Source organism: Blastococcus sp. SYSU DS0533, assembly GCF_054050775.1.
Genome location: NZ_JBJGZZ010000019.1, coordinates 12,371 through 30,768, shown reverse-complemented (window position 1 = coordinate 30,768; position 18,398 = coordinate 12,371). Strand labels below are relative to the sequence as shown.

Here is an 18,398-nt window from a genome sequence, read left to right as displayed (position 1 = left end):
CTTTGTTCACCGGGGACAGAAGCTACCGCCCGATTCACGTCGAGGGCACAGGTATTTGGTGCATGCGCTGGGAAAGCTGAGTACATGACAGCAACCGCCCCGCGCCCCGCCGCGGCCCGGCCGCCCGCGCGGATCGCGCTGCGCGACCGGGTGCTCAAGTTCGCCGAGCTGGTGACCACCCCGCTGCTGCCCGTCGACTACCTCGACCTGTTCGACCCGCTCCGCTCCGGGGCGGCGCTGCGCGGCCGGATCGAGGCCGTGCACCGGGAGACCCGGGACGCCGCGTCGATCGTCATCCGCCCCGGGCGCGACTGGCTGCCGCACGTGCCCGGCCAGTACGTCCGCATCGGCATCGACATCGACGGGGTCCGCCAGTGGCGCGCCTACTCGATCACCTCCGTACTCGACCGCCCCGACGGCTGCTTCACCATCACCGTGAAGGCGATCCCCGACGGCAAGGTCAGCAACCACCTGGTGCACCGGGTGCAGCCCGGCACGATCATCCAGCTCGACCAGGCCACCGGTGAGTTCTGCCTGCCCGAGCAGGTGCCCGCGAAGGCGCTGTTCGTCACCGCCGGCTCCGGCATTACGCCGGTCATGGGCATCCTGCGCAACTCCGTCGACCGGCTGGCCGACACCGTCCTGGTGCACTCCGCCCCCACCGCCGACGACGTCGTCTTCGGCGAGGAGCTCCGGCGCATGGCCGCCGAGGGCCGGATCCGGCTGATCGAGCAGCACACCGACAGCGCCGGGATGCTCGACGCCCGGTCCATCGCCGAACTGGTCCCCGACCTGCACGAGCGCGCGACCTGGGCGTGCGGGCCCGTGGGCATGCTGGAGGCGCTCGAGGAGCACTGGGAGTCGGTCGGCATCGCCGACCGGCTCTACACCGAGCGCTTCCGTCCGCGCATCCTCGTCACCGGCGAGGGCGGCACGGTCTCGTTCACGAAGAACGGCACGACGCTCGAGGCCGACGGCGCCACGCCGATCCTCGACGCCGCCGAGGAGGCCGGGGTCCTGATGCCCAGCGGCTGCCGGATGGGCATCTGCTACGGCTGCGTGCTGCCCCTCCGCGAGGGTGCCGTCCGCGACCTGCGCAACGGCGAGATCACCACCGCCGAGGACGTCGGCGACGGTGTCCTCATCCAGACCTGCGTCAGCGCCGCCGCCGGCGCCTGCGCCATCGAGCACTGACCCAGCCCCAGACAGAGGAGCTCCCACGATGACCGTCCTGCAGAAGAAGCCCGAGAACCCGATCGCCCACCTCACCCCCGAGGACATCGAGCTCATCGGCAAGGAGCTCGACACGATCCGCCAGGAGGTGCGCGACAGCCTCGGCGAGGACGACGCGAAGTACATCCGCACGGTCATCGACGTGCAGCGGAAGCTCGAGCTGGGCAGCCGCGCCGTCCTGCTGTTCTCCAAGTTCCCGCCGGCGTGGGTGCTCGGCACCGCCGGCCTCTCGATCGCCAAGATCCTCGAGAACATGGAGATCGGGCACAACATCCTGCACGGCCAGTGGGACTGGATGCGCGACCCGAAGATCCACTCCACGACGTGGGAGTGGGACATGGCCAGCCCGGCCGCGCAGTGGAAGCACTCGCACAACGAGCTGCACCACACGTACACGAACGTCGTGGGCAAGGACAACGACCTCGGCTACGGCATCATGCGCGTCGACGAGGACCAGAAGTGGCACCCGATGTACCTGGCGCAGCCCCTCTGGAACTTCATCAACGCCTGCTTCTTCGAGTACGGGATCGCCGCCTACGACCTGGAGCTGGGCAAGAACCTGGCCACCAAGAAGCGGCGCAACGACCCCAAGTTCCGCGCCGCGGCCAAGCAGGTGCTGAAGAAGATCCGCAACCAGGCGGCCAAGGACTACGTCGTCCACCCGCTGCTGTCGGGTCCGTCGTTCCTGCCGACGCTGGCGGCGAACTTCACCGCCAACGTGGTGCGCAACCTCTGGTCGCACTCGGTGATCATGTGCGGTCACTTCCCCGAGGGCGTCGAGACCTTCGAGAAGACCTCGATCGACGGCGAGACCCGCGGCGAGTGGTACCTGCGGCAGATGCTGGGCTCGGCGAACATCTCGGGCAGCAAGGCCATGCACATCATGACCGGCAACCTGAGCCACCAGGTGGAGCACCACCTGTTCCCGGACATCCCGAGCAACCGGTACGCCGAGATCGCCCCGAAGGTGAAGGACATCTTCGACCGGTACGGCCTGACTTACCACTCCGCCCCGCTGTACAAGCAGGTCGCGAGCGCGTGGCACAAGGTCATCCGGCTCTCGCTGCCCAACGGCTGGCTGGCCGAGACCACGCCGAAGAACGCGCCGGCGCAGGTGGTCAAGCTGGTCCGCATGACCACCGGCGGCAAGAAGGTCCGCCGCGAGCTGATGCGCGCCGCCGCCTGACCGAGCTTCCACGTCGTGAGGCGTTGAATTGTCAGAGGCCCAGAACCGATCCGGTTCTGGGCCTCTGACGCTGGAGCTCAGGGCGTCGACGCGCCCGCGCCGTCAACGGACATACCGCAGGCCTTCCCCGTTCCTGGTCAACCGGTTCAGGCAACGGCCCGCTGGCCACATCTCCACGGACACCGCCAACGCCATGCCCTCGACGGCCAGCCGGGTGTACACGGCATCCGCTGGGAGCGTCCGGGTGATGGGTCGGAATTCCAGGTTCGAGTAGTCGTCGTTCTCGAACAACTCAGATGCGGTCGCCGTCATCGACACGATCTCCACACGACCCAGGTCGGAGTCGGGGACGCCCGCAGCCCGTGCCTGGTGAAGGGCCGCCAAGACTTCGGAACCGTCCTCGGTCAGGTGCCGGCGGAATCGGTCGGCCAGGTTTCGCGCCTCCCCGACGTAGAAGGCGTTGGGCTGGACGAAGACGCGGTAGACAGCCGGGTGACCGTCCAGAGCAGGGTTGAAGTCGTAGGCGCCTCTGCCCTGGTCCCAGACGATGGTCGCGCACTCCTGGAAGAACAGGCGTCCGTCGATACCGACCGACTCCACGGGGTAGGCCGTAGCACCCGCGGAGCCGTTGCTGGAGACGGCCACGTCAGTTGGCCATGTCCACGAAGCGGCTGTAGTGGCCCTGGAAGGCGACGGTGACGTTGGCGGTCGGGCCGTTGCGGTGCTTCACCAGCATGATGTCGGCCTCGCCGGCCCGCGGGGATTCCTTCTCGTACATGTCCTCGCGGTGGATCATCATCACCATGTCGGCGTCCTGCTCGATGGAGCCGGACTCGCGGAGGTCGGACAGCATCGGCTTCTTGTCCTGCCGCTGCTCCGAGCCACGGTTCAGCTGCGACATCGCGATGACCGGGACCTCGAGCTCCTTGGCCAGCAGCTTGAGCGCGCGGGAGAACTCCGAGACCTCCTGCTGGCGGCTCTCGACGCGCTTGCCCGAGGTCATCAGCTGGAGGTAGTCGATGACCACGAGCTTGAGGTCGTTGCGCTGCTTGAGGCGCCGCGCCTTGGCCCGGATCTCCATCATCGTCATGTTCGGCGAGTCGTCGATGTAGAGCGGGGCGTCGGCTACCTCACCCATGCGACGGGCCAGCTTCGCCCAGTCCTCGTCCGACAGCGTGCCGGCGCGCATGTGGTGCAGCGGCACCTTCGCCTCGGCCGAGAGCAGGCGCATGGTGATCTCGTGCTTGCTCATCTCGAGCGAGAAGATCACCGCCGGCATCTGGTGCTTCACCGTGGCCGATCGGGCGATGTCGAGTCCCAGCGTCGACTTGCCCACGCCAGGACGGGCGGCGATGACGACCATCTGCCCGGCCTGCAGGCCGTTGGTGAGCTCGTCGAGGTCCCGGATGCCGGTCGGGACGCCGCGGGCGGTGCCCCCGCGGGAGGCGATCGCGTCCAGCTCGTCCATCGTCGGCTGGAGCACGTCCTCGAGGCGCGAGTAGTCCTCGCTCATGCGCTTCTCGGTGACGTCGTAGATCTCCTGCTGGGCGCGGTCGACGATGTCGTCGACGTCGCCCTTGCCGCCGGCCGCGCCGTAGCCCAGCTGCACCACGCGGGTGCCGGCCTCCACCAGGCGCCGCAGCACCGCCTGCTCGGCGACGATCGCGGCGTAGTAGCCGGCGTTGGCCGCCGTGGGCGTGGACTGGATGAGCGTGTGCAGGTAGACCGCGCCGCCCATCTTGGACAGCTGGTCGGTCCGGTTGAGCTCCGCGGCGACGGTGATCGCATCCGCCGGCTCGCCGCGCCCGTAGAGGTCCAGGATGCAGTCGAAGATCACCTGGTGCGCCGGCCGGTAGAAGTCGTTGCCGTGCAAGACCTCCACCACGTCTGCGATCGCGTCCTTGCTCAGCAGCATGCCGCCGAGCACCGACTGCTCCGCCGCGACGTCCTGCGGCGGCTGCCGGTCGTACTCCGGCGCCGTCACGGACGGTCGGCTGAACTCGTCGGCCACCGCCACGGGGGTACCTCCATCTCCTTGCGGGCGCGCCCGCATCACCACCGCGCGCAGGGGAAGTACGCGAGCTCGACGGGCAGCGCCGTGCCGAACGCCTGTTCGGCTCCTGCCTACCGGAGGGGACCGACAAACACGTCGTCCGCTCGGTGGCGGGGAGGACGTTAGGAAGCGCAGCAGGCCGCGTCCACCACCGGTGTGCACGCCGATCTGCACAACTTGTGGACAAGTCGGTGGACGGAGGCGTGTCGACATGTGGACGAGCCGGGGGACAGCGACCGCACATCCCCGGGCTCGCCGTCGCTGACCTGCACGGACGACTCCCACCGCGTGTGGACGGGAAAAACTTCGGAAGAAACTTGGGGGCGACGCACCACGAGTCACAACGGTGCGCGGGCGGCCGCCGGCCAGGCGGGAGCGGGCGCGCGGCGCCACCGTCAGCGCAGCGGGGGTGGCGCCCGGGGGTCGCCGCCACCGAGCGCGGGTCCCGCAGCCCCTCAGCGGCCCCGTGCGGCCCTGCGAGTGCCGACCCGGCCTCCGGGGGCCCGGGGGATCCGTCGCGGCGCCCACGGCGTGCAACGGCCGGAGGTGGCCAGCGGCCGGAGACGCCACGAGGGGCGCCGGACCCACGTCCGACGCCCCTCGTGCAGCCCGGTCCTCTGCGGGACGGGCGTGGTTCAGCCCGCGACGACCTCGATGGTCAGCTGGGCGGTGACCTCCGGGTGCACCCGCACGGTGACGGTGTGCTGGCCCGTGGTCTTGATGCTGCTGGGCAGCTCGATCCGGCGACGGTCGAGCTCCGGGCCGCCGGCAGCCGTGACGGCCGCGGCGACGTCGGCGGTGGTGACGCGACCGAACAGGCGTCCGCCGTCACCGGCGCGCGCCGGAACCCGGACGGTCAGCCCGGACAGGCGGCCGGCCAGCGTCTGCGCCTCCTCGTGCGAGGCCACCTCGCGGGCGGCACGCGCCCGGCGCAGCGACTCGACCTGCTTCTGCGCGCCCCGGGTGGCGACGATGGCCAGCCCGCGGGGCAGGAGGTAGTTGCGGCCGTACCCGCCCTTGACCTCGACGGTGTCGCCGGAGGACCCGAGGCCGGTGACCTCCTGCGTCAGGATCAGCTTCATCGTGCTCATGATCAGCGCGCCGTCGAGGTGTAGGGCAGCAGGGCCATCTCACGGCTGTTCTTCACGGCCGTGGCGACGTCCCGCTGGTGCTGGCTGCAGTTGCCGCTGACGCGGCGGGCACGGATCTTGCCGCGGTCGGAGATGAACTTCCGCAGCAGGGTCGTGTCCTTGTAGTCGATGTAGGTCGCCTTGTCCTTGCAGAACTGGCAGACCTTCTTCTTGGGCTTGCGAACAGGGGGCTTGGGCACCGGAGTTCTCCAGTAAGTGAGGGAATGGAACGGCCCCTCTGCAGGGTCCCGCCGCGAGCGTGCGAGCGGTGGGGGGCAGAGGGGTCCTTTCAGAAGGGCGGCTCGTCCGACGGACCGGCGGGCGTCGACCACGGGTCGCTCGCGCCACCGCCGCCGCCGAAACCACCGCCGCCGCCACCGCCACCGAAGCCGCCGCCACCCTCACCGCGCGAGGCGCGGGTGACCTTGGCCGTGGCGTAGCGCAGCGAGGGGCCGATCTCGTCCACCTCGAGCTCGACGACGGTGCGCTTCTCGCCCTCCTTCGTCTCGAAGGAGCGCTGCTTGAGGCGTCCGCTGACGATGACCCGCGAGCCGCGGGTCAGCGACTCGGCCACGTTCTCCGCGGCCTGCCGCCAGACGTTGCAGCGGAGGAACAGCGCCTCGCCGTCCTTCCACTCCTGCGACTGGCGGTCGAAGGTCCGCGGCGTGGAGGCCACGGTGAAGTTCGCGACGGCAGCGCCCGACGGCGTGAAGCGCAGCTCCGGATCGGCGGTCAGGTTGCCGATGACGGTGATGACGGTCTCGCCGGCCATGGTCAGTGGACCTCGGGCCGCATCAGCTTCGTGCGCAGGACCGACTCGTTGAGGTTGAGCTGCCGGTCGAGCTCGGCCACCGCGGCGGGCTCGGCCTGGATGTCGACGACGGCGTAGATGCCCTCGACGTGCTTCTTGATCTCGTAGGCCATGCGACGCCGGCCCCAAATCTCGGTCTTGACGGTGCCACCGGAGTTGGTGACGACGGTCAGGAACCGGTCCAGCGAGGGCGCGATCGTGCGCTCCTCCAGGTCGGGGTCGAGGATGACCATCAATTCGTAGTGACGCACGGAGAACCCCACCTCCTCTGGTCTTCGCGGCTGCAGGGAATCTGCAGCAGGAGGGTCGTACACGCGTCGCGCGCCCCGGCAGGAGCCGGAACGCGCTGTTCCAGGCTACCAGCGGCCGGGGCGGGCGGGCCAGGCGCGGCACGGACGGGGGACACGGACCCCCGTCCCCGTCCGGACGGGCTGCGCTCAGCGGGACCCGCGGGCCGCCTGCGTGGTGCGCACGAGCGCCGCGGTGGCCCCGGCCAGGCTGACGACGGCGGCGAGCGCCGCAGCGGGCAGGGCGACCGGCTGGGTGCCGGCGGCGTCGACCACCTGGCGGGCGCCGTCCCCACCCGGAGCGGGGGTGCTCAGGCCGGCCAGCTGGCCGAACTCGGGGACCGTCGGACCGTCGTAGGTCCCCGCGACGCCCCCGGACCCGGCGCCGTCGGCGCCGCCGCCGGTGAGCCCGGGGACCACGAGCCGGGACGGGTCGATGGCGGCCGCCGCGGCCCGGGCCCCCGGCACGAGCTGGGCGACCCCGCCGGACCCGGTCTCGTAGGTGTACTGGTCACCCGGCACGTCCTCCGGCGCGGGCCCCGCTTCGGGAGCCGGGGGCTGCCCGGTCGTCGGCGGCTGCGGCGTCTGCGGAGCCGGCGCCGGCGGCGGGGTGGTCGAGGGCGGGGTGGCCGGCAGCGTCACCGGCGGCAACTGGGGCAGGTTCACGCCGGGCACGTCGGGCAGCGGCAGGAGCGTGTTCACGACGAGGGGCTGCGGCCGGGGCAGGGGCGGCAGGAGGGCCGTGGCGGCGTCGACGAGCGGCTGCGTGAGCGCGGCGCCGGAGCTCATCGAGTAGCTGAAGGTCAACCAGCAACCGGTGACGCAGCTGCGGTCGAAGCGCTCGGTGGCGCTCGAGCCCGGGGCCAGCTCCTCCTGACCCGACGGGAGGGTGAGCGTCACCTCCGTGCTGGCGGTGACGCTGACCAGGGACGGCAGCAGCCCGCCACCGCCGACCTGGAGCGTCTTGTCCCGGAGCTCGTTGACGAAGGTCACCGACCCGCCCTGGTCGATCGACACGACCAGCTGGGTGAGGTCCCGGATCGGCACGGTCGCCGTCGGAGCGGCGTTCGCGGCAGGGGTCGCCGCCACGGACGCCGCGGTGACCGCCAGCCACCCCAGGAGGCCCACGGCGATGCCCCGGCGGGCCGAGCGTCGGATGCGACCCGATGCCATGTTCTGCTACCTCCACGTCGACGTCACAGCTCTACCGGCGAGTAACCCCCGTCACAGCCTCAACGATGATGTGACCTCGGCGATACGGGTACACCGGGATTTCGTCGACGAACCGGAGATCAGCATGGGCAACCACCCGATCGGCGTACACGTGGGTGCCGGCCTCACCGACGAGGGGGAGCTCGACCGCGGCGGCCCGCTGGCCCGGGCCGCGGAGGCGGACGCCGACGCCGTTCAGGTGTTCCTGGCCGACCCGCAGGGCTGGAAGGCCCCGCGCCCCCGGCCCGACGCCGCCGAGCTGCGCGGCTCCGACGTCGCCGTCTACGTCCACGCCCCGTACGTCCTGAACGTGGCGACGACGAACAACCGCATCCGTGTCCCCAGCCGGAAGTTGCTGGGCACGCACGCCCGGGCCGCGGCCGACGTCGGCGCCCGCGGCCTGGTGGTGCACGGCGGCCACGTGCTGGCCGGCGACGACCCGGCGGTCGGCGTGGACAACTGGCGCAAGACCTTCGCCCGCCAGGCCGAGGAGGGCGGCTTCCCCATCCCCGTGCTCGTCGAGAACACGGCGGGCGGCGGCAACGCCATGGCCCGCGACCTCGACGCGCTGGGCCGGCTGTGGGAGGCGATCGGCGAGTTCGGCGCCGGTTTCGTGCTGGACACCTGCCACGGCTGGGCCGCCGGCTGGGACCTCGGCTCCGTCGTCGACTCCGTCCGGGCGGTCACCGGCCGGATCGACCTCGTGCACCTCAACAACAGCCGGGACCCGGCGGGCTCCGGCCGCGACCGCCACGCACCGCTGGCCGGCGGCGAGATCCCCGCCGGGCTGCTGGTGGAGGTGGCGCGGTCCGCCGGCTGCCCCGTCGTCCTGGAGACGCCGGGGGACGCCGCGGGCCACGCGGCGGAGATCGCCCTGCTACGCGACGCGCTCGGCTGACCGGCGGAGCACCCACCGGTCGGAGGCGTGCTCCAGCGGCCCGCCCGCCGGGTCGTCCACGCCCGGCCAGCTGGTGCGCACGACGTCGCGGTCGGGTGCCAGCACGTCGCGGACGACCAGTGCCATGAGCACCACCAGCGCGACGTCCCGCACGAGCACGGCGGTGTAGAACCACTCGACGTCCACACCGCGGTTGTCGGCCCCGAGGTAGTGCAGCATCGTGAGCGTCCACACCAGCACCTCGCTGGCCTGCCACAGCAGCAGGGACCGCCAGCGCGGGCGCGCCAGCACCGCGAGCGGCAGCAGCCACAGGGCGTACTGCGGGCTGTACACCTTGTTCAGGAGCAGGAAGGCCGCCACCAGCAGGAACGCCAGCTGCGGCACCCGAGGGCGCAGCGGGGCCGCCAGCGCCAGCCAGGTGGTCGCGGCGACGCTCAGCACCAGCAGCACGGCCACCACGGCGTTGAGCTGGCCGGGCGGCTGCCCCTCGGCCAGCGGGCCGTCGAGGAAGGTGCCGCCGGACCAGTGGATGAGCATCGCCCAGATCGACTCGGGGTTGGCGCCCCGGCTCCGGTTCAACGAGAAGAACCGGGCCCAGTTCTCTGGTGCCAGCACGGCGACCGGCAGGTTGACCGCCAGCCAGGCCGCCGCGGCGGCACCGGCGGCGGTCAGCCAGGCCCGCAGCCGACCGGCTCGCAGGCAGAGCGGGAACAGCACACCCAGCACCAGCAGCGGGTAGAGCTTCGCCGCCACACCGAGACCGAGCAGCACGCCCGCCACCGCCGGGCGGTGGCGGGCCCACGCCCACATCGCCAGCGTGGTCAGCGCCACGGCCAGCAGGTCCCAGTTGGTGAACGCGTGGACCAGCAGGACGGGGGAGAGGCCCACCATCGCGGCGTCCCAGGGCCGCCGGCCGGCCAGCCCGAGCACGCCCCGGGTCACGAGCAGCGCGCAGACCGAGAGCAGCAGGCAGGTGACGACGTAGTAGCTCTGCACCGGGAGGGCATCGGGCAGGAGGCCGACACCGGTGGCCAGCCGGTCGTAGCCGCGGGCGATCACCGCCGCGAGCTGGATCAGCCCCCCGGTGAGCACCGGGTACTCGACGGCGGAGTCGAGGTAGGGCACCGACCCGGTGTCCAACCCGTAGATGCCGAAGAGCGGGACGGCGTCGTTGTAGCAGAGGTGGGTGTACTGCTTGGAGCCCGTCCAGTTGCCGTCGGAGCACGGCGCCTGCTTCACCCAGGCCGCAGCGAGCACCAGGGCCGTGAACAGCAGGCACACCCGCAGCGGCGTCCAGAACAGGGCGCGCCCGGTGACGGCGAACCGGCCCCACGGGCCGCCGACGGCCTCGCTGGCCTGCCGGACGACCGGATCGGTCCAGGAGGGCACCACGCGGTCCGGGGTGGACGGCGGCTGCGTTCCACGTGGAACGCGCACGGGCCCGTCCGCGGTGGCGGACGGGCCCGTGGGCGAACTGCTCATGCGAGCAGTGTGCGTGATCGGTCAGTCGACGGGTGGCGGGGTGACGGGGCCGGGTGTGCCGCCCTGGTCGCCACCGTTGCCACCGCCACCGCCACCGCCACCGCCGCCACCGGGGTTGGTGGCGCCGTTGGGGATCGCGGGATCGCCGGGCGCGGGGTCCCGGCTGTCGGGCACCCCGTCGCCGTCGGTGTCGGGGTCGACCGGCTGCTGCGTCGGACGGGTGCTCACCGCCGGGTCGTTCGGGGCGAAGTCCTGGCCGTCGGGCACCCCGTCGCCGTCGGTGTCGACCGGCCGCGGGGCGGCGCTGGTCGTCGGCGTGCTCGGGGTCGGCGACGCGGCCGGGGTCTCCGCCGGCGGGGGCGCCTGCGTCGTCGGCGCGGGCACGCCCTCCCCGGAGTCGCCCTTGATCAGCGCCCGGTCCGGCAGGTCCTCCTCCGGGGTACCGGCGAGCACGGCGTCCATGAACCCCTGCCAGATGGCGCCGGGCAGGCCCGAGCCGTAGATGATCCGCCCGCGCGAGTCGACGATCGGGTCGCTGGGGGAGTCGTTGCCCATCCACACCGCGGTGGCGATGGAGGGGGTGTACCCGACCATCCACGCGTCGGAGTTGTCCTCGCCCTGCCCCTGGGTGCCGGTCTTGCTCGCGACCTCGCGGCCCCCCTCGAGCGCCCGGCGGGAGTAGGAGGCGACGTCCTTGAGCGCGACGGTCACGTCGTTGACGACGTCGCCCGGCAGCACCTGCTCCCCGTCGGTGGCGGCGGTCTGGTCCACCAGCACCGCACCCTCGCCGTCGGTCACCTTCCCGACGAAGTGCGCGTCGCGGAAGACCCCGCCGGCGGCGAGCGTCGCAAACCCCTGGGCCTGGTCGAACGGGCGCATCTCGTACTCGCCGATGCCGATCGACGAGCCGGTGAGGCCGTCGGAGTTGGCCAGCACCGTCTTGCCGGCGAAGAAATCGCTGCCGCCCCACGTGTCCGGCAGGCCCGTGGCCGAGAGGATCGTCTCGCGCACGTTCTCCGGGCCGACCTCGTAGGCCAGGCCGTAGAACGTGGTGTTCAGCGAGCGCGTGATGGCCTCGGTCAGCGTGCAGGCCGGGCAGCTGGCGCCGCCGGAGTTGGTCACGGGCTGGCCGGGCCGGTCGGGGAACTCCTGGTCGTCGCTGCCGTCGCGGCGGGCCTGGATGCCGATGCCCTGCTCCAGGGCCGTGGCCAGGACGTAGGGCTTGACCGACGATCCCGGCTGGCGCTTGGCCTGCGCGTAGTCGGTCCCGACGCCGTTCTCGCCGCCGTAGTAGGCGACGACCCCGCCGGTGCGCGGGTCGACGGCGACGAGGGCCTCCCGCAGTTCCTGCGGCTCCGGCGGCGCCGTGACCTCCTGGACGGCGGCGACGGCGGCGTCCTGCGCCGGCTTGCTGATGGTGGTGACGACCTGGAGGCCGCCGGCGTTGATCTGCTGCTCGTCGTAGCGGTACCGCTCCTGCAGCTCCCTGGTGACCTGCCGCACGATGTGGCCCTCCGGACCCTCCGGCATGCCCAGCGTGGAGTCGGTCTTGGGCAGCACCGGCGGGTACACCGAGGCGGCCCGCTCCTCCGCCGTCAGCCAGCCCTCCTCGACCATCGCGTCGAGCACCAGGCCCCAGCGGTCCTGCGCGCCCTCGGGGTTGGTCTCCGGGTCGTAGTTGGACGGGCTCCGGATCAGGACGGCGAGCACCGCCGCCTGCTGGGCGGTGAGCTCCGCGGCGGGGACGCCGAAGTAGGTGTTCGCGGCGGCCTCGATGCCGTAGGCACCGCGGCCGTAGTAGATGGTGTTGAGGTAGTTCTCGAGGATCTGCTCCTTCGAGAAGTTGTTGTCCAGCTTGATCGCCAGGAACAGCTCCTGGAACTTGCGGCTGAACGTCTGGTCGTGCGTCAGGAAGGCGTTCTTGACGTACTGCTGCGTGATGGTCGACCCGCCCTGCGTGGAGCCGCCGGTCAGGTTGTTCCAGGCGGCCCGCACGATCCCGGTGAAGGAGATGCCGGGGTCGGTGTAGAAGCTCCGGTTCTCGGCGGCGATCACCGCGCGCTGCGCCGGCTCGCTGATCTCCGACAGGGGCACGTTGGTGCGGTTCTCGTCACCGAGCCGCGCCATCTCGGTCACGCCGTCGGAGTAGTAGATGACCGTGGTCTGCTTGGTCGAGACCGAGTCCGGGCTGGGCACCTCGGTGCTGGCGTACACCACGCCGACGAAGACGAACATCAGCGCCAGCAGGCCACCCGTGATCGCGGCGGTGATCTTCAGCCGGCGTGCGCGGCGCTGCTTCGTGCTGCGCCCCGCCTTCCCCTTGGCGCCGGTGGGCCGGGCCGGGGGGCGGCCCGAGCCGCCGCGCGAGGCCGTCGTCCCGCCGCGCGCGGGCGGCCGTCCGCCGCCGGACGGGCGACCGCCGGCCGGGGGGCGACCGGTGCCGCCTCCGCCACCGGTGCTGCGGGTACGGGCGGTCGGCGGCCGGCGCACCGAACCGGCACGCGGTGCGACGGGCGAGGTCTCGTCGTGGCTGGGCACGAGCACACCCCTTCCTGGACTGTCATGGTCGACGCCGGGCACCTGCCCGGACACGGCGGTTCGTCTTCAGCTGTGGCAGCGCGCAGGGCCCGCTCCGTCGCGGGCCCGGTGGCACGGGTGCAGCAGGCCGGCAGCAGGCCGGGCCGTCACCGCTCGGGAGCGGCCCGGCGCCGGCTACGGCGGGTCGTGCGCCCCGGCTCGGGTTCGGCACCCAGGACGTACGAGCAGTCCAGGTGGTTCCAACCGCAGCCGCGGCACACCTCGACCCGGTACACGGAGAACTCGTCCTGGACGGCGTCCATGCGGGCGAGCTCGGCCTCGGTCTTGGCCTGGCCGGCCACCGGCCCGAGGTGCTCGCCGTACACGTAGTTCACCAGGGTGAGCCGCTCACGTCGGCAGACCGGGCAGGCGACGTCGGTGGGCTCTCCGTGGTACTTCGCCGCCCGCGAGAGGTACGGGCTTGCGTCGCACACCTCGAACAACCCGGTGCGGCCCGCACGTACTCCCGCGAGGACGGCTCGCCGCTGCAGCGAGTAGTCCACGACGGAACGACGTCCGGGCACGGCGGCCAATGTACGCACCGGGCCCTGGTCCGTGGGGTGACCGAGCACGGTACCCGCCCCGGGCGACCCACCTGCCCCACGCCTCCGGGTAGAGCCGCGACGAGCGCCGATGTATCGTCCCGATACATCGATTCGACGGCACGGCTGAGGAGGGCGACGTGCTCGAGTTCGCCATCCTCGGCCTGCTGCAGCAGGCACCGATGCACGGCTACGAGCTGCGCAAGCAGCTCGCCTCGGTGCTCGGCGGGCTGCGCAGCATCTCCTACGGATCGCTGTACCCCGCGCTGCGGCGGATGCAGGCGGCCGGGCTGATCTCCACCGATGAGCCCGCGCCGCGGGCCCTGCTACCGGCCGACGCACCGCCGCTGACCGGCCGGCGCGGGAAGGTGGTCTACACGATCACCGCGGAGGGGAAGGAGCGCTTCCACGAGCTGGTCAGCCAGACCGGCCCGGAGGCCTACGACGACGGCGGGCTCTTCGGGGTCCGGCTGGCCTTCTTCCGGCACACGGCACGCGACGTGCGGCTGCGCATCCTCGAGGGCCGCCGCCGCACCGTGGAGCGGCAGCGCGAAGGGTTGCGGTCCTCACTCGCGCGGACCCGCGAACGGCTCGACCGCTACACGCTCGAACTCCAGCGCCACGGCTTGGAGTCGGTGGACCGGGAGGTCCGCTGGCTCTCCGAGCTCATCGACAGCGAACGCGCGGAGTCCGGCGACCGGCCGGCACCCCGCGCAGGCGAGGACGACGGGCCGGCCGCCGCGCAGCACGCCCCGACCTAGCAACGGTCGCGCACCACCAGCACCCATCGGCGGGCCAGCCCGCCCGAGCCAGCAGCGGACCACACCGGTCCGAGCCGAGCGGACCACCACGGTCCAGGAGTAAGGAGAGTCATGGGGTCAGTCAAGGTCGCCATCGTCGGCGTCGGCAACTGCGCCGCCTCGCTCGTGCAGGGCGTGCACTACTACCGCGACGCCGACGAGACCACGTCCGTCCCGGGCCTGATGCACGTCCGCTTCGGCGAGTACCACGTGTCCGACGTCGAGTTCGTCGCCGCGTTCGACGTGGATGCCAAGAAGGTCGGGCGCGACCTCTCCGAGGCCATCGTCGCCAGCGAGAACAACACCATCAAGATCTGCGACGTCCCGCCGCTGGGCGTGACCGTGCAGCGCGGCACCACCCTCGACGGCCTGGGCAAGTACTACCGGGAGATGGTCGAGGAGTCCGACGAGCAGCCGGTCGACGTCGTCGCCGCCCTGCGGGAGTCCGGCGCCGACGTCCTCGTCTGCTACCTGCCGGTGGGTTCGCAGCAGGCCGCCGAGTTCTACGCGCAGGCCGCCCTGGACGCCGGTGTCGCCTTCGTCAACGCCCTCCCGGTCTTCATCGCCGGCACCAAGGAGTGGGCGGACAAGTTCACCGCCGCCGGGGTGCCGATCGTCGGGGACGACATCAAGAGCCAGGTCGGCGCCACGATCACCCACCGCGTGCTCGCCAAGCTGTTCGAGGACCGCGGCGTGCAGCTCGACCGGACCATGCAGCTGAACGTGGGCGGCAACATGGACTTCAAGAACATGCTCGAGCGCGAGCGCCTGGAGTCCAAGAAGATCTCCAAGACCCAGGCGGTCACCAGCCAGGTCGACCGCGACATGGGTGCGGGCAACGTGCACATCGGCCCCTCGGACCACGTGCCGTGGCTCTCGGACCGCAAGTGGGCCTACGTGCGCCTCGAGGGCCGCGCGTTCGGCGACGTCCCGCTGAACCTGGAGTACAAGCTGGAGGTCTGGGACTCCCCGAACTCCGCCGGCATCATCATCGACGCCGTCCGCGCCGCGAAGATCGCCAAGGACCGCGGCATCGGCGGCCCGATCCTGTCGGCGTCCTCGTACTTCATGAAGTCGCCGCCCGTGCAGTACAGCGACAGCGAGGCCCGCGACGCCGTCGAGGCCTTCATCCGCGGCGACATCGAGCGCTGAGCCCTCACGGGCATAGGAGGCTTTACCCGCGTCCTGGCACCCGGAGACGCAGGTAAAGCCTCCTATGGCCCCGTCGCGTCGGGGGCGGTCAGGCGCGACCTGGTGCATACGCTGAACCCATGCCCGCCCGCCGCCCGCTCGCGCCCCGGGTGGGCGCGGCCGGGCTGGCCCTGCTGCTGCTGGCCGGGTGCACCGGCGACGCGCGGCAGGCCGGCGACCCGGTCACGGAGGAGGACGCCGCCGTCCTCGCCGAGCTGCTGCACCGCAACCACGAGGAGGGCGGCGCCGACTTCGTCGTGACCGTCCCCTTCGCCGACGACGCGGTGCTCACGCTCACCGGCCAGATCGACTTCCGGCGCGGGGTGGGCCAGGCCCAGGCGGTGACCGCGGTCGGTGGCGAGCACCGGGACACCCGCACCCTCTTCTTCGACCGCGACGACCTCTGGGCCGGCGACGTGCCGGGGCTGACCGAGGCCCTCGCGGCCGACGGGGCCCCCGAGGCGACCTACCTCCGCCGGACGCTCTCGGCCGGGGACGACGAGCCCCCGCTGCTCGACGTGGTGGTGCAGGTGCTGCAGAACCTCGCCGCGGAGCGACCCGACCGGCCCGCGGCGTTCCTCGGCGGGCCGTACCGGTGGCAGGGGGAGCAGGCCATCGACGGCCGGCCCACCACCGTGTACGGGCTCCGGGGCGAGCGCACGGTCGCGGTCGACGACTCCGATCGGACGCTCGTGCAGTACCGCACCCCGCTGGGCGGCGTGGAGGTGACGGTCACGCTCGCCGAGCACGGGACCCGCAGGCTCGCGCTGCCGACGGCGGAGGAGACGGCAGAGGCCGCGGACCACCCGGAGATCGCCGAGGCGTTCGGCGTCTAGGGCGGGGCACCTCACCGCCGGACGGAAAGCGGGAAGGGGCGGCCTCTTCCCCAGACCGCCCCTTCCCGGGTCAATTCCTACCAGACGACGCCGGATCGCGCTGCCCGGCGGGTGCCGCGAGGGGCGTCAGTTGACGGTGGGATCGGCGGTGGCGGTCGAGAGCACCGCCAGGCGACCGCGCTGCCGCCCCACCACCCGGCGCCAGAGCTCGGGACCGGAGAGGTCGCTGAGCACGTCGCCGGGGCGGCTCGGCACGCACGCCCATGCGCCCTCGGCGATCTCCCCGGCCAGCTGACCGGGGGACCAGCCGGCGTAGCCGGCGAACACCCGAAGGCCGGTGAGCTGCCCGATGAGCGCGTCCGGGTCCCCGTCGAGGTCCACGAGGTGCACGTCACCGGCCACGGGGCGCAGGCCGGTGACCTCCGCTCCGGACGACGCCGTCCCGAGGCAGAGGGCCGTGTCGGTCTCGCACGGGCCGCCCACGTGGAAGACCCCCGGCTCGACCGCGAGGTCGCACCACCCGGGCAGCACGTCGCGGATCTCGACCTGGCTCGGCTGCCCCAGGACCACACCCAGCGTGCCGGTGTCGGAGTGGTCGAGGACGTAGACGACCGACCCGGCGAAGGTCGGCTCGGTGAGCGCCGGCATCGCGACGAGGAGGGCACCCGCCCGCACGTCGTCCAGGCAGCCGACCGACAGCGGGGGGACCGCACCGGCGCGACGGCGACCGGTCGCGGGCCGTGCGGGCGGACCGGACTCGGGCTCGGGCGGAGGAGGCACCGACGACATCCTTCTCAGTGTGCCCCACCTCGGCCCCCGAGGCCGCCGCCCCCTGGACAGGAGGGCGGGGACGGCGGCCGCTGCTCGTAGGGTGACCGCGTGGCCGGGGCGGGGACGACGGTGCGCGGCCTCCTCGGGCGCCGCGACTTCCGCCGGCTCCTCGGCACCCGGCTGCTGTCGCAGTTCGGCGACGGCGTCTTCCAGGCCGCGCTGGCCGGCACGGTGCTGTTCAACCCGCAGCGCGCCGCCGACCCGGTCGACGTCGCCGCGGGGTTCGCGGTCCTGCTGCTGCCGTACTCCGTCGTCGGGCCGTTCGCCGGCGTCTGGCTGGACCGCTGGAGCCGGCGCCAGGTGCTGCTGCGCGCCAACGTGCTGCGCGCCGGGCTCGTGGCCGTGGTGGCCGCCCTGGTGGTCGCGGGCGTGCAGGGGCCGGCTTTCCACCTGGCCGGGCTCGCCGTCTTCTCGGTGAACCGGTTCGTGCTGTCCGCGCTGTCGGCCGGGCTCCCGCACACCACGGAGGAGTGGTCGCTGGTCCCGGCCAATGCGCTGTCGACGACGGCGGGCGCGGTCGCCACCGTCACCGGGGGCGGCGCCGCCCTCGCGCTGCTGCAGCTGACCGGGTCCGACGACGCCGGGTACGCCGCGGTCACCCTCGCCTCCGCCCTGCCCTACCTGGCGGCCGCGGCCGTCGTCGCCGGGTTCACCCGCACGCACCTGGGGCCCGATCACGTGGCCCGCACCGCGCGGTTGCCGGCGCGGGAGGTGCTGGCCGGCATGGCCGCCGGGGCGCGGCACGCCTGGGCGGACCGGCCGGCCGCCGCGGCGCTCACCGCCATCGGCCTGCACCGCATCTGGTTCGGCCTGCTCACGCTCATGACGCTGCTGCTGTACCGCAACACCTTCGCCGAGGGGACGGGCGCCTTCCCCGGTGGCCTGGTGGGGCTCGGCCAGGTCGTCGCCGCGATCGCCGCCGGCACGCTCGCCGCCGCCGCCGTGACCCCACCGGTCGTGCGCGTCATCGGCACGGTCCGCTGGGTCGGTGCGCTGCTCGCCGTCGGTGGGCTGCTCCAGGCCGCCCTGGGGCTGCTGCTGCAGCCTCCGGCGGCGGTGCTGGCCGGCTTCGTCCTGGGCTTCCTGGGCCAGGGGGTGAAGATCTGCGTCGACGCGACCCTGCAGGAGTCGATCGACGACGACCACCGGGGACGGGTGTTCTCCGTGTACGACACCCTCGTCAACGTGGGCTTCGTGGCCGCTCTGGTGGTGGGGGCGTTCACGCTCCCGGAGTCGGGCGTCTCGCGGCCGGCGCTCGCCGTCGTCGGCGCGGGGTACGTCGCCACGGCGCTGCTGCACGCGCGGATGGCCCGCCGCTGAGCCGGCCGG

The 18,398-nt window shown here is 72.6% G+C and carries 18 protein-coding genes; 7 read left to right on the top strand and 11 right to left on the bottom strand.

Going from position 1 to position 18,398, the window contains the following annotated elements:
• The first annotated feature begins 84 nt into the window (after positions 1-84).
• Together ACI79W_RS17885 and ACI79W_RS17880 are read left to right on the top strand one after the other, a co-directional pair.
• Positions 85-1,194, top strand: a complete 1,110-nt coding sequence (locus ACI79W_RS17885) for a ferredoxin reductase (protein ID WP_456563439.1) — start codon at positions 85-87, stop codon at positions 1,192-1,194.
• 28 nt (positions 1,195-1,222) lie between these two features.
• Positions 1,223-2,419, top strand: a complete 1,197-nt coding sequence (locus ACI79W_RS17880) for a fatty acid desaturase family protein (protein WP_456563438.1) — start codon at positions 1,223-1,225, stop codon at positions 2,417-2,419.
• Positions 2,420-2,521: 102 nt separating this feature from the next.
• Here the strand turns inward: ACI79W_RS17880 and ACI79W_RS17875 are convergent, their stop codons facing one another.
• The 7 genes from ACI79W_RS17875 to ACI79W_RS17845 form a co-directional block, all read right to left on the bottom strand.
• Positions 2,522-3,019, bottom strand: a complete 498-nt coding sequence (locus ACI79W_RS17875; protein ID WP_456563437.1) for a hypothetical protein — start codon at positions 3,017-3,019, stop codon at positions 2,522-2,524.
• Between the two features lie 46 nt (positions 3,020-3,065).
• Positions 3,066-4,436, bottom strand: a complete 1,371-nt coding sequence (dnaB, locus tag ACI79W_RS17870) for a replicative DNA helicase (RefSeq protein ID WP_456563436.1) — start codon at positions 4,434-4,436, stop codon at positions 3,066-3,068.
• A 671-nt stretch (positions 4,437-5,107) separates the two neighbouring features.
• Positions 5,108-5,554 (bottom strand): 50S ribosomal protein L9, encoded by a 447-nt coding sequence (gene rplI / locus ACI79W_RS17865; protein ID WP_456563435.1) that lies wholly within the window; start codon positions 5,552-5,554, stop codon positions 5,108-5,110.
• Positions 5,555-5,565: 11 nt separating this feature from the next.
• A complete protein-coding gene (gene rpsR, locus ACI79W_RS17860; protein ID WP_073422051.1) occupies positions 5,566-5,802 on the bottom strand; it encodes a 30S ribosomal protein S18 in 237 nt (78 codons plus the stop codon).
• A gap of 89 nt (positions 5,803-5,891) precedes the next feature.
• On the bottom strand, positions 5,892-6,374 hold the full coding sequence (locus ACI79W_RS17855; protein WP_456563434.1) for a single-stranded DNA-binding protein: 483 nt from the start codon (positions 6,372-6,374) through the stop codon (positions 5,892-5,894).
• A gap of 2 nt (positions 6,375-6,376) precedes the next feature.
• Positions 6,377-6,664 (bottom strand): 30S ribosomal protein S6, encoded by a 288-nt coding sequence (gene rpsF / locus ACI79W_RS17850; protein WP_236826531.1) that lies wholly within the window; start codon positions 6,662-6,664, stop codon positions 6,377-6,379.
• A gap of 186 nt (positions 6,665-6,850) precedes the next feature.
• Positions 6,851-7,873, bottom strand: a complete 1,023-nt coding sequence (locus ACI79W_RS17845) for a hypothetical protein (protein ID WP_456563433.1) — start codon at positions 7,871-7,873, stop codon at positions 6,851-6,853.
• A 70-nt stretch (positions 7,874-7,943) separates the two neighbouring features.
• On the opposite strand from ACI79W_RS17845, the gene ACI79W_RS17840 reads away from it, so the two are divergent.
• Positions 7,944-8,810 (top strand): deoxyribonuclease IV, encoded by an 867-nt coding sequence (locus ACI79W_RS17840; RefSeq protein ID WP_456563432.1) that lies wholly within the window; start codon positions 7,944-7,946, stop codon positions 8,808-8,810.
• Here the strand turns inward: ACI79W_RS17840 and ACI79W_RS17835 are convergent.
• The 3 genes from ACI79W_RS17835 to ACI79W_RS17825 form a co-directional block, all read right to left on the bottom strand.
• Positions 8,790-10,292: a glycosyltransferase family 87 protein gene (locus tag ACI79W_RS17835; RefSeq protein ID WP_456563431.1), complete on the bottom strand. Its 1,503-nt coding sequence runs from the start codon at positions 10,290-10,292 to the stop codon at positions 8,790-8,792. The genes ACI79W_RS17840 and ACI79W_RS17835 overlap by 21 nt on opposite strands.
• 21 nt (positions 10,293-10,313) lie before the next feature.
• Positions 10,314-12,830, bottom strand: coding sequence for a transglycosylase domain-containing protein (locus ACI79W_RS17830; RefSeq protein WP_456563430.1), 2,517 nt, complete (start codon positions 12,828-12,830; stop codon positions 10,314-10,316).
• A 146-nt stretch (positions 12,831-12,976) separates the two neighbouring features.
• Complete coding sequence (locus ACI79W_RS17825) at positions 12,977-13,393, bottom strand: DUF5318 family protein (protein WP_456563429.1); 417 nt, start codon at positions 13,391-13,393, stop codon at positions 12,977-12,979.
• Between the two features lie 158 nt (positions 13,394-13,551).
• Here ACI79W_RS17825 and ACI79W_RS17820 point away from each other — a divergent pair, with 158 nt between their 5' ends.
• The 3 genes from ACI79W_RS17820 to ACI79W_RS17810 all read left to right on the top strand — a co-directional run bounded on the left by ACI79W_RS17820 (position 13,552) and on the right by ACI79W_RS17810 (position 16,238).
• A complete protein-coding gene (locus ACI79W_RS17820) occupies positions 13,552-14,172 on the top strand; it encodes a PadR family transcriptional regulator (RefSeq protein ID WP_456563428.1) in 621 nt (206 codons plus the stop codon).
• A 111-nt stretch (positions 14,173-14,283) separates the two neighbouring features.
• Positions 14,284-15,363: an inositol-3-phosphate synthase gene (locus ACI79W_RS17815; RefSeq protein ID WP_456563427.1), complete on the top strand. Its 1,080-nt coding sequence runs from the start codon at positions 14,284-14,286 to the stop codon at positions 15,361-15,363.
• A 119-nt stretch (positions 15,364-15,482) separates the two neighbouring features.
• Positions 15,483-16,238: a hypothetical protein gene (locus ACI79W_RS17810; protein WP_456563426.1), complete on the top strand. Its 756-nt coding sequence runs from the start codon at positions 15,483-15,485 to the stop codon at positions 16,236-16,238.
• A 126-nt stretch (positions 16,239-16,364) separates the two neighbouring features.
• On the opposite strand, the gene ACI79W_RS17805 is transcribed toward ACI79W_RS17810, so the two are convergent.
• Positions 16,365-17,018 carry a YqgE/AlgH family protein gene (locus ACI79W_RS17805; protein ID WP_456563425.1) on the bottom strand — a complete coding sequence of 218 codons (654 nt, stop codon included), beginning with the start codon at positions 17,016-17,018 and terminating at the stop codon, positions 16,365-16,367.
• A 99-nt stretch (positions 17,019-17,117) separates the two neighbouring features.
• Between ACI79W_RS17805 and ACI79W_RS17800 the strand changes: the two genes are divergently transcribed.
• Positions 17,118-18,389, top strand: a complete 1,272-nt coding sequence (locus tag ACI79W_RS17800; protein WP_456563424.1) for an MFS transporter — start codon at positions 17,118-17,120, stop codon at positions 18,387-18,389.
• Positions 18,390-18,398: the final 9 nt, after the last annotated feature.

Bases quoted from the DNA above. Each gene is read 5' to 3' on its own strand.
- ACI79W_RS17855 (WP_456563434.1), bottom strand. From the start codon at position 6,374: ATGGCCGGCGAGACCGTCATCACCGTCATCGGCAACCTGACCGCCGAT.
- ACI79W_RS17845 (WP_456563433.1), bottom strand. From the start codon at position 7,873: ATGGCATCGGGTCGCATCCGACGCTCGGCCCGCCGGGGCATCGCCGTG.
- ACI79W_RS17810 (WP_456563426.1), top strand. From the start codon at position 15,483: ATGCCCGCCCGCCGCCCGCTCGCGCCCCGGGTGGGCGCGGCCGGGCTG.
- ACI79W_RS17815 (WP_456563427.1), top strand. From the start codon at position 14,284: ATGGGGTCAGTCAAGGTCGCCATCGTCGGCGTCGGCAACTGCGCCGCC.
- rplI (WP_456563435.1), bottom strand. From the start codon at position 5,554: ATGAAGCTGATCCTGACGCAGGAGGTCACCGGCCTCGGGTCCTCCGGC.
- ACI79W_RS17835 (WP_456563431.1), bottom strand. From the start codon at position 10,292: ATGAGCAGTTCGCCCACGGGCCCGTCCGCCACCGCGGACGGGCCCGTG.
- ACI79W_RS17885 (WP_456563439.1), top strand. From the start codon at position 85: ATGACAGCAACCGCCCCGCGCCCCGCCGCGGCCCGGCCGCCCGCGCGG.
- ACI79W_RS17880 (WP_456563438.1), top strand. From the start codon at position 1,223: ATGACCGTCCTGCAGAAGAAGCCCGAGAACCCGATCGCCCACCTCACC.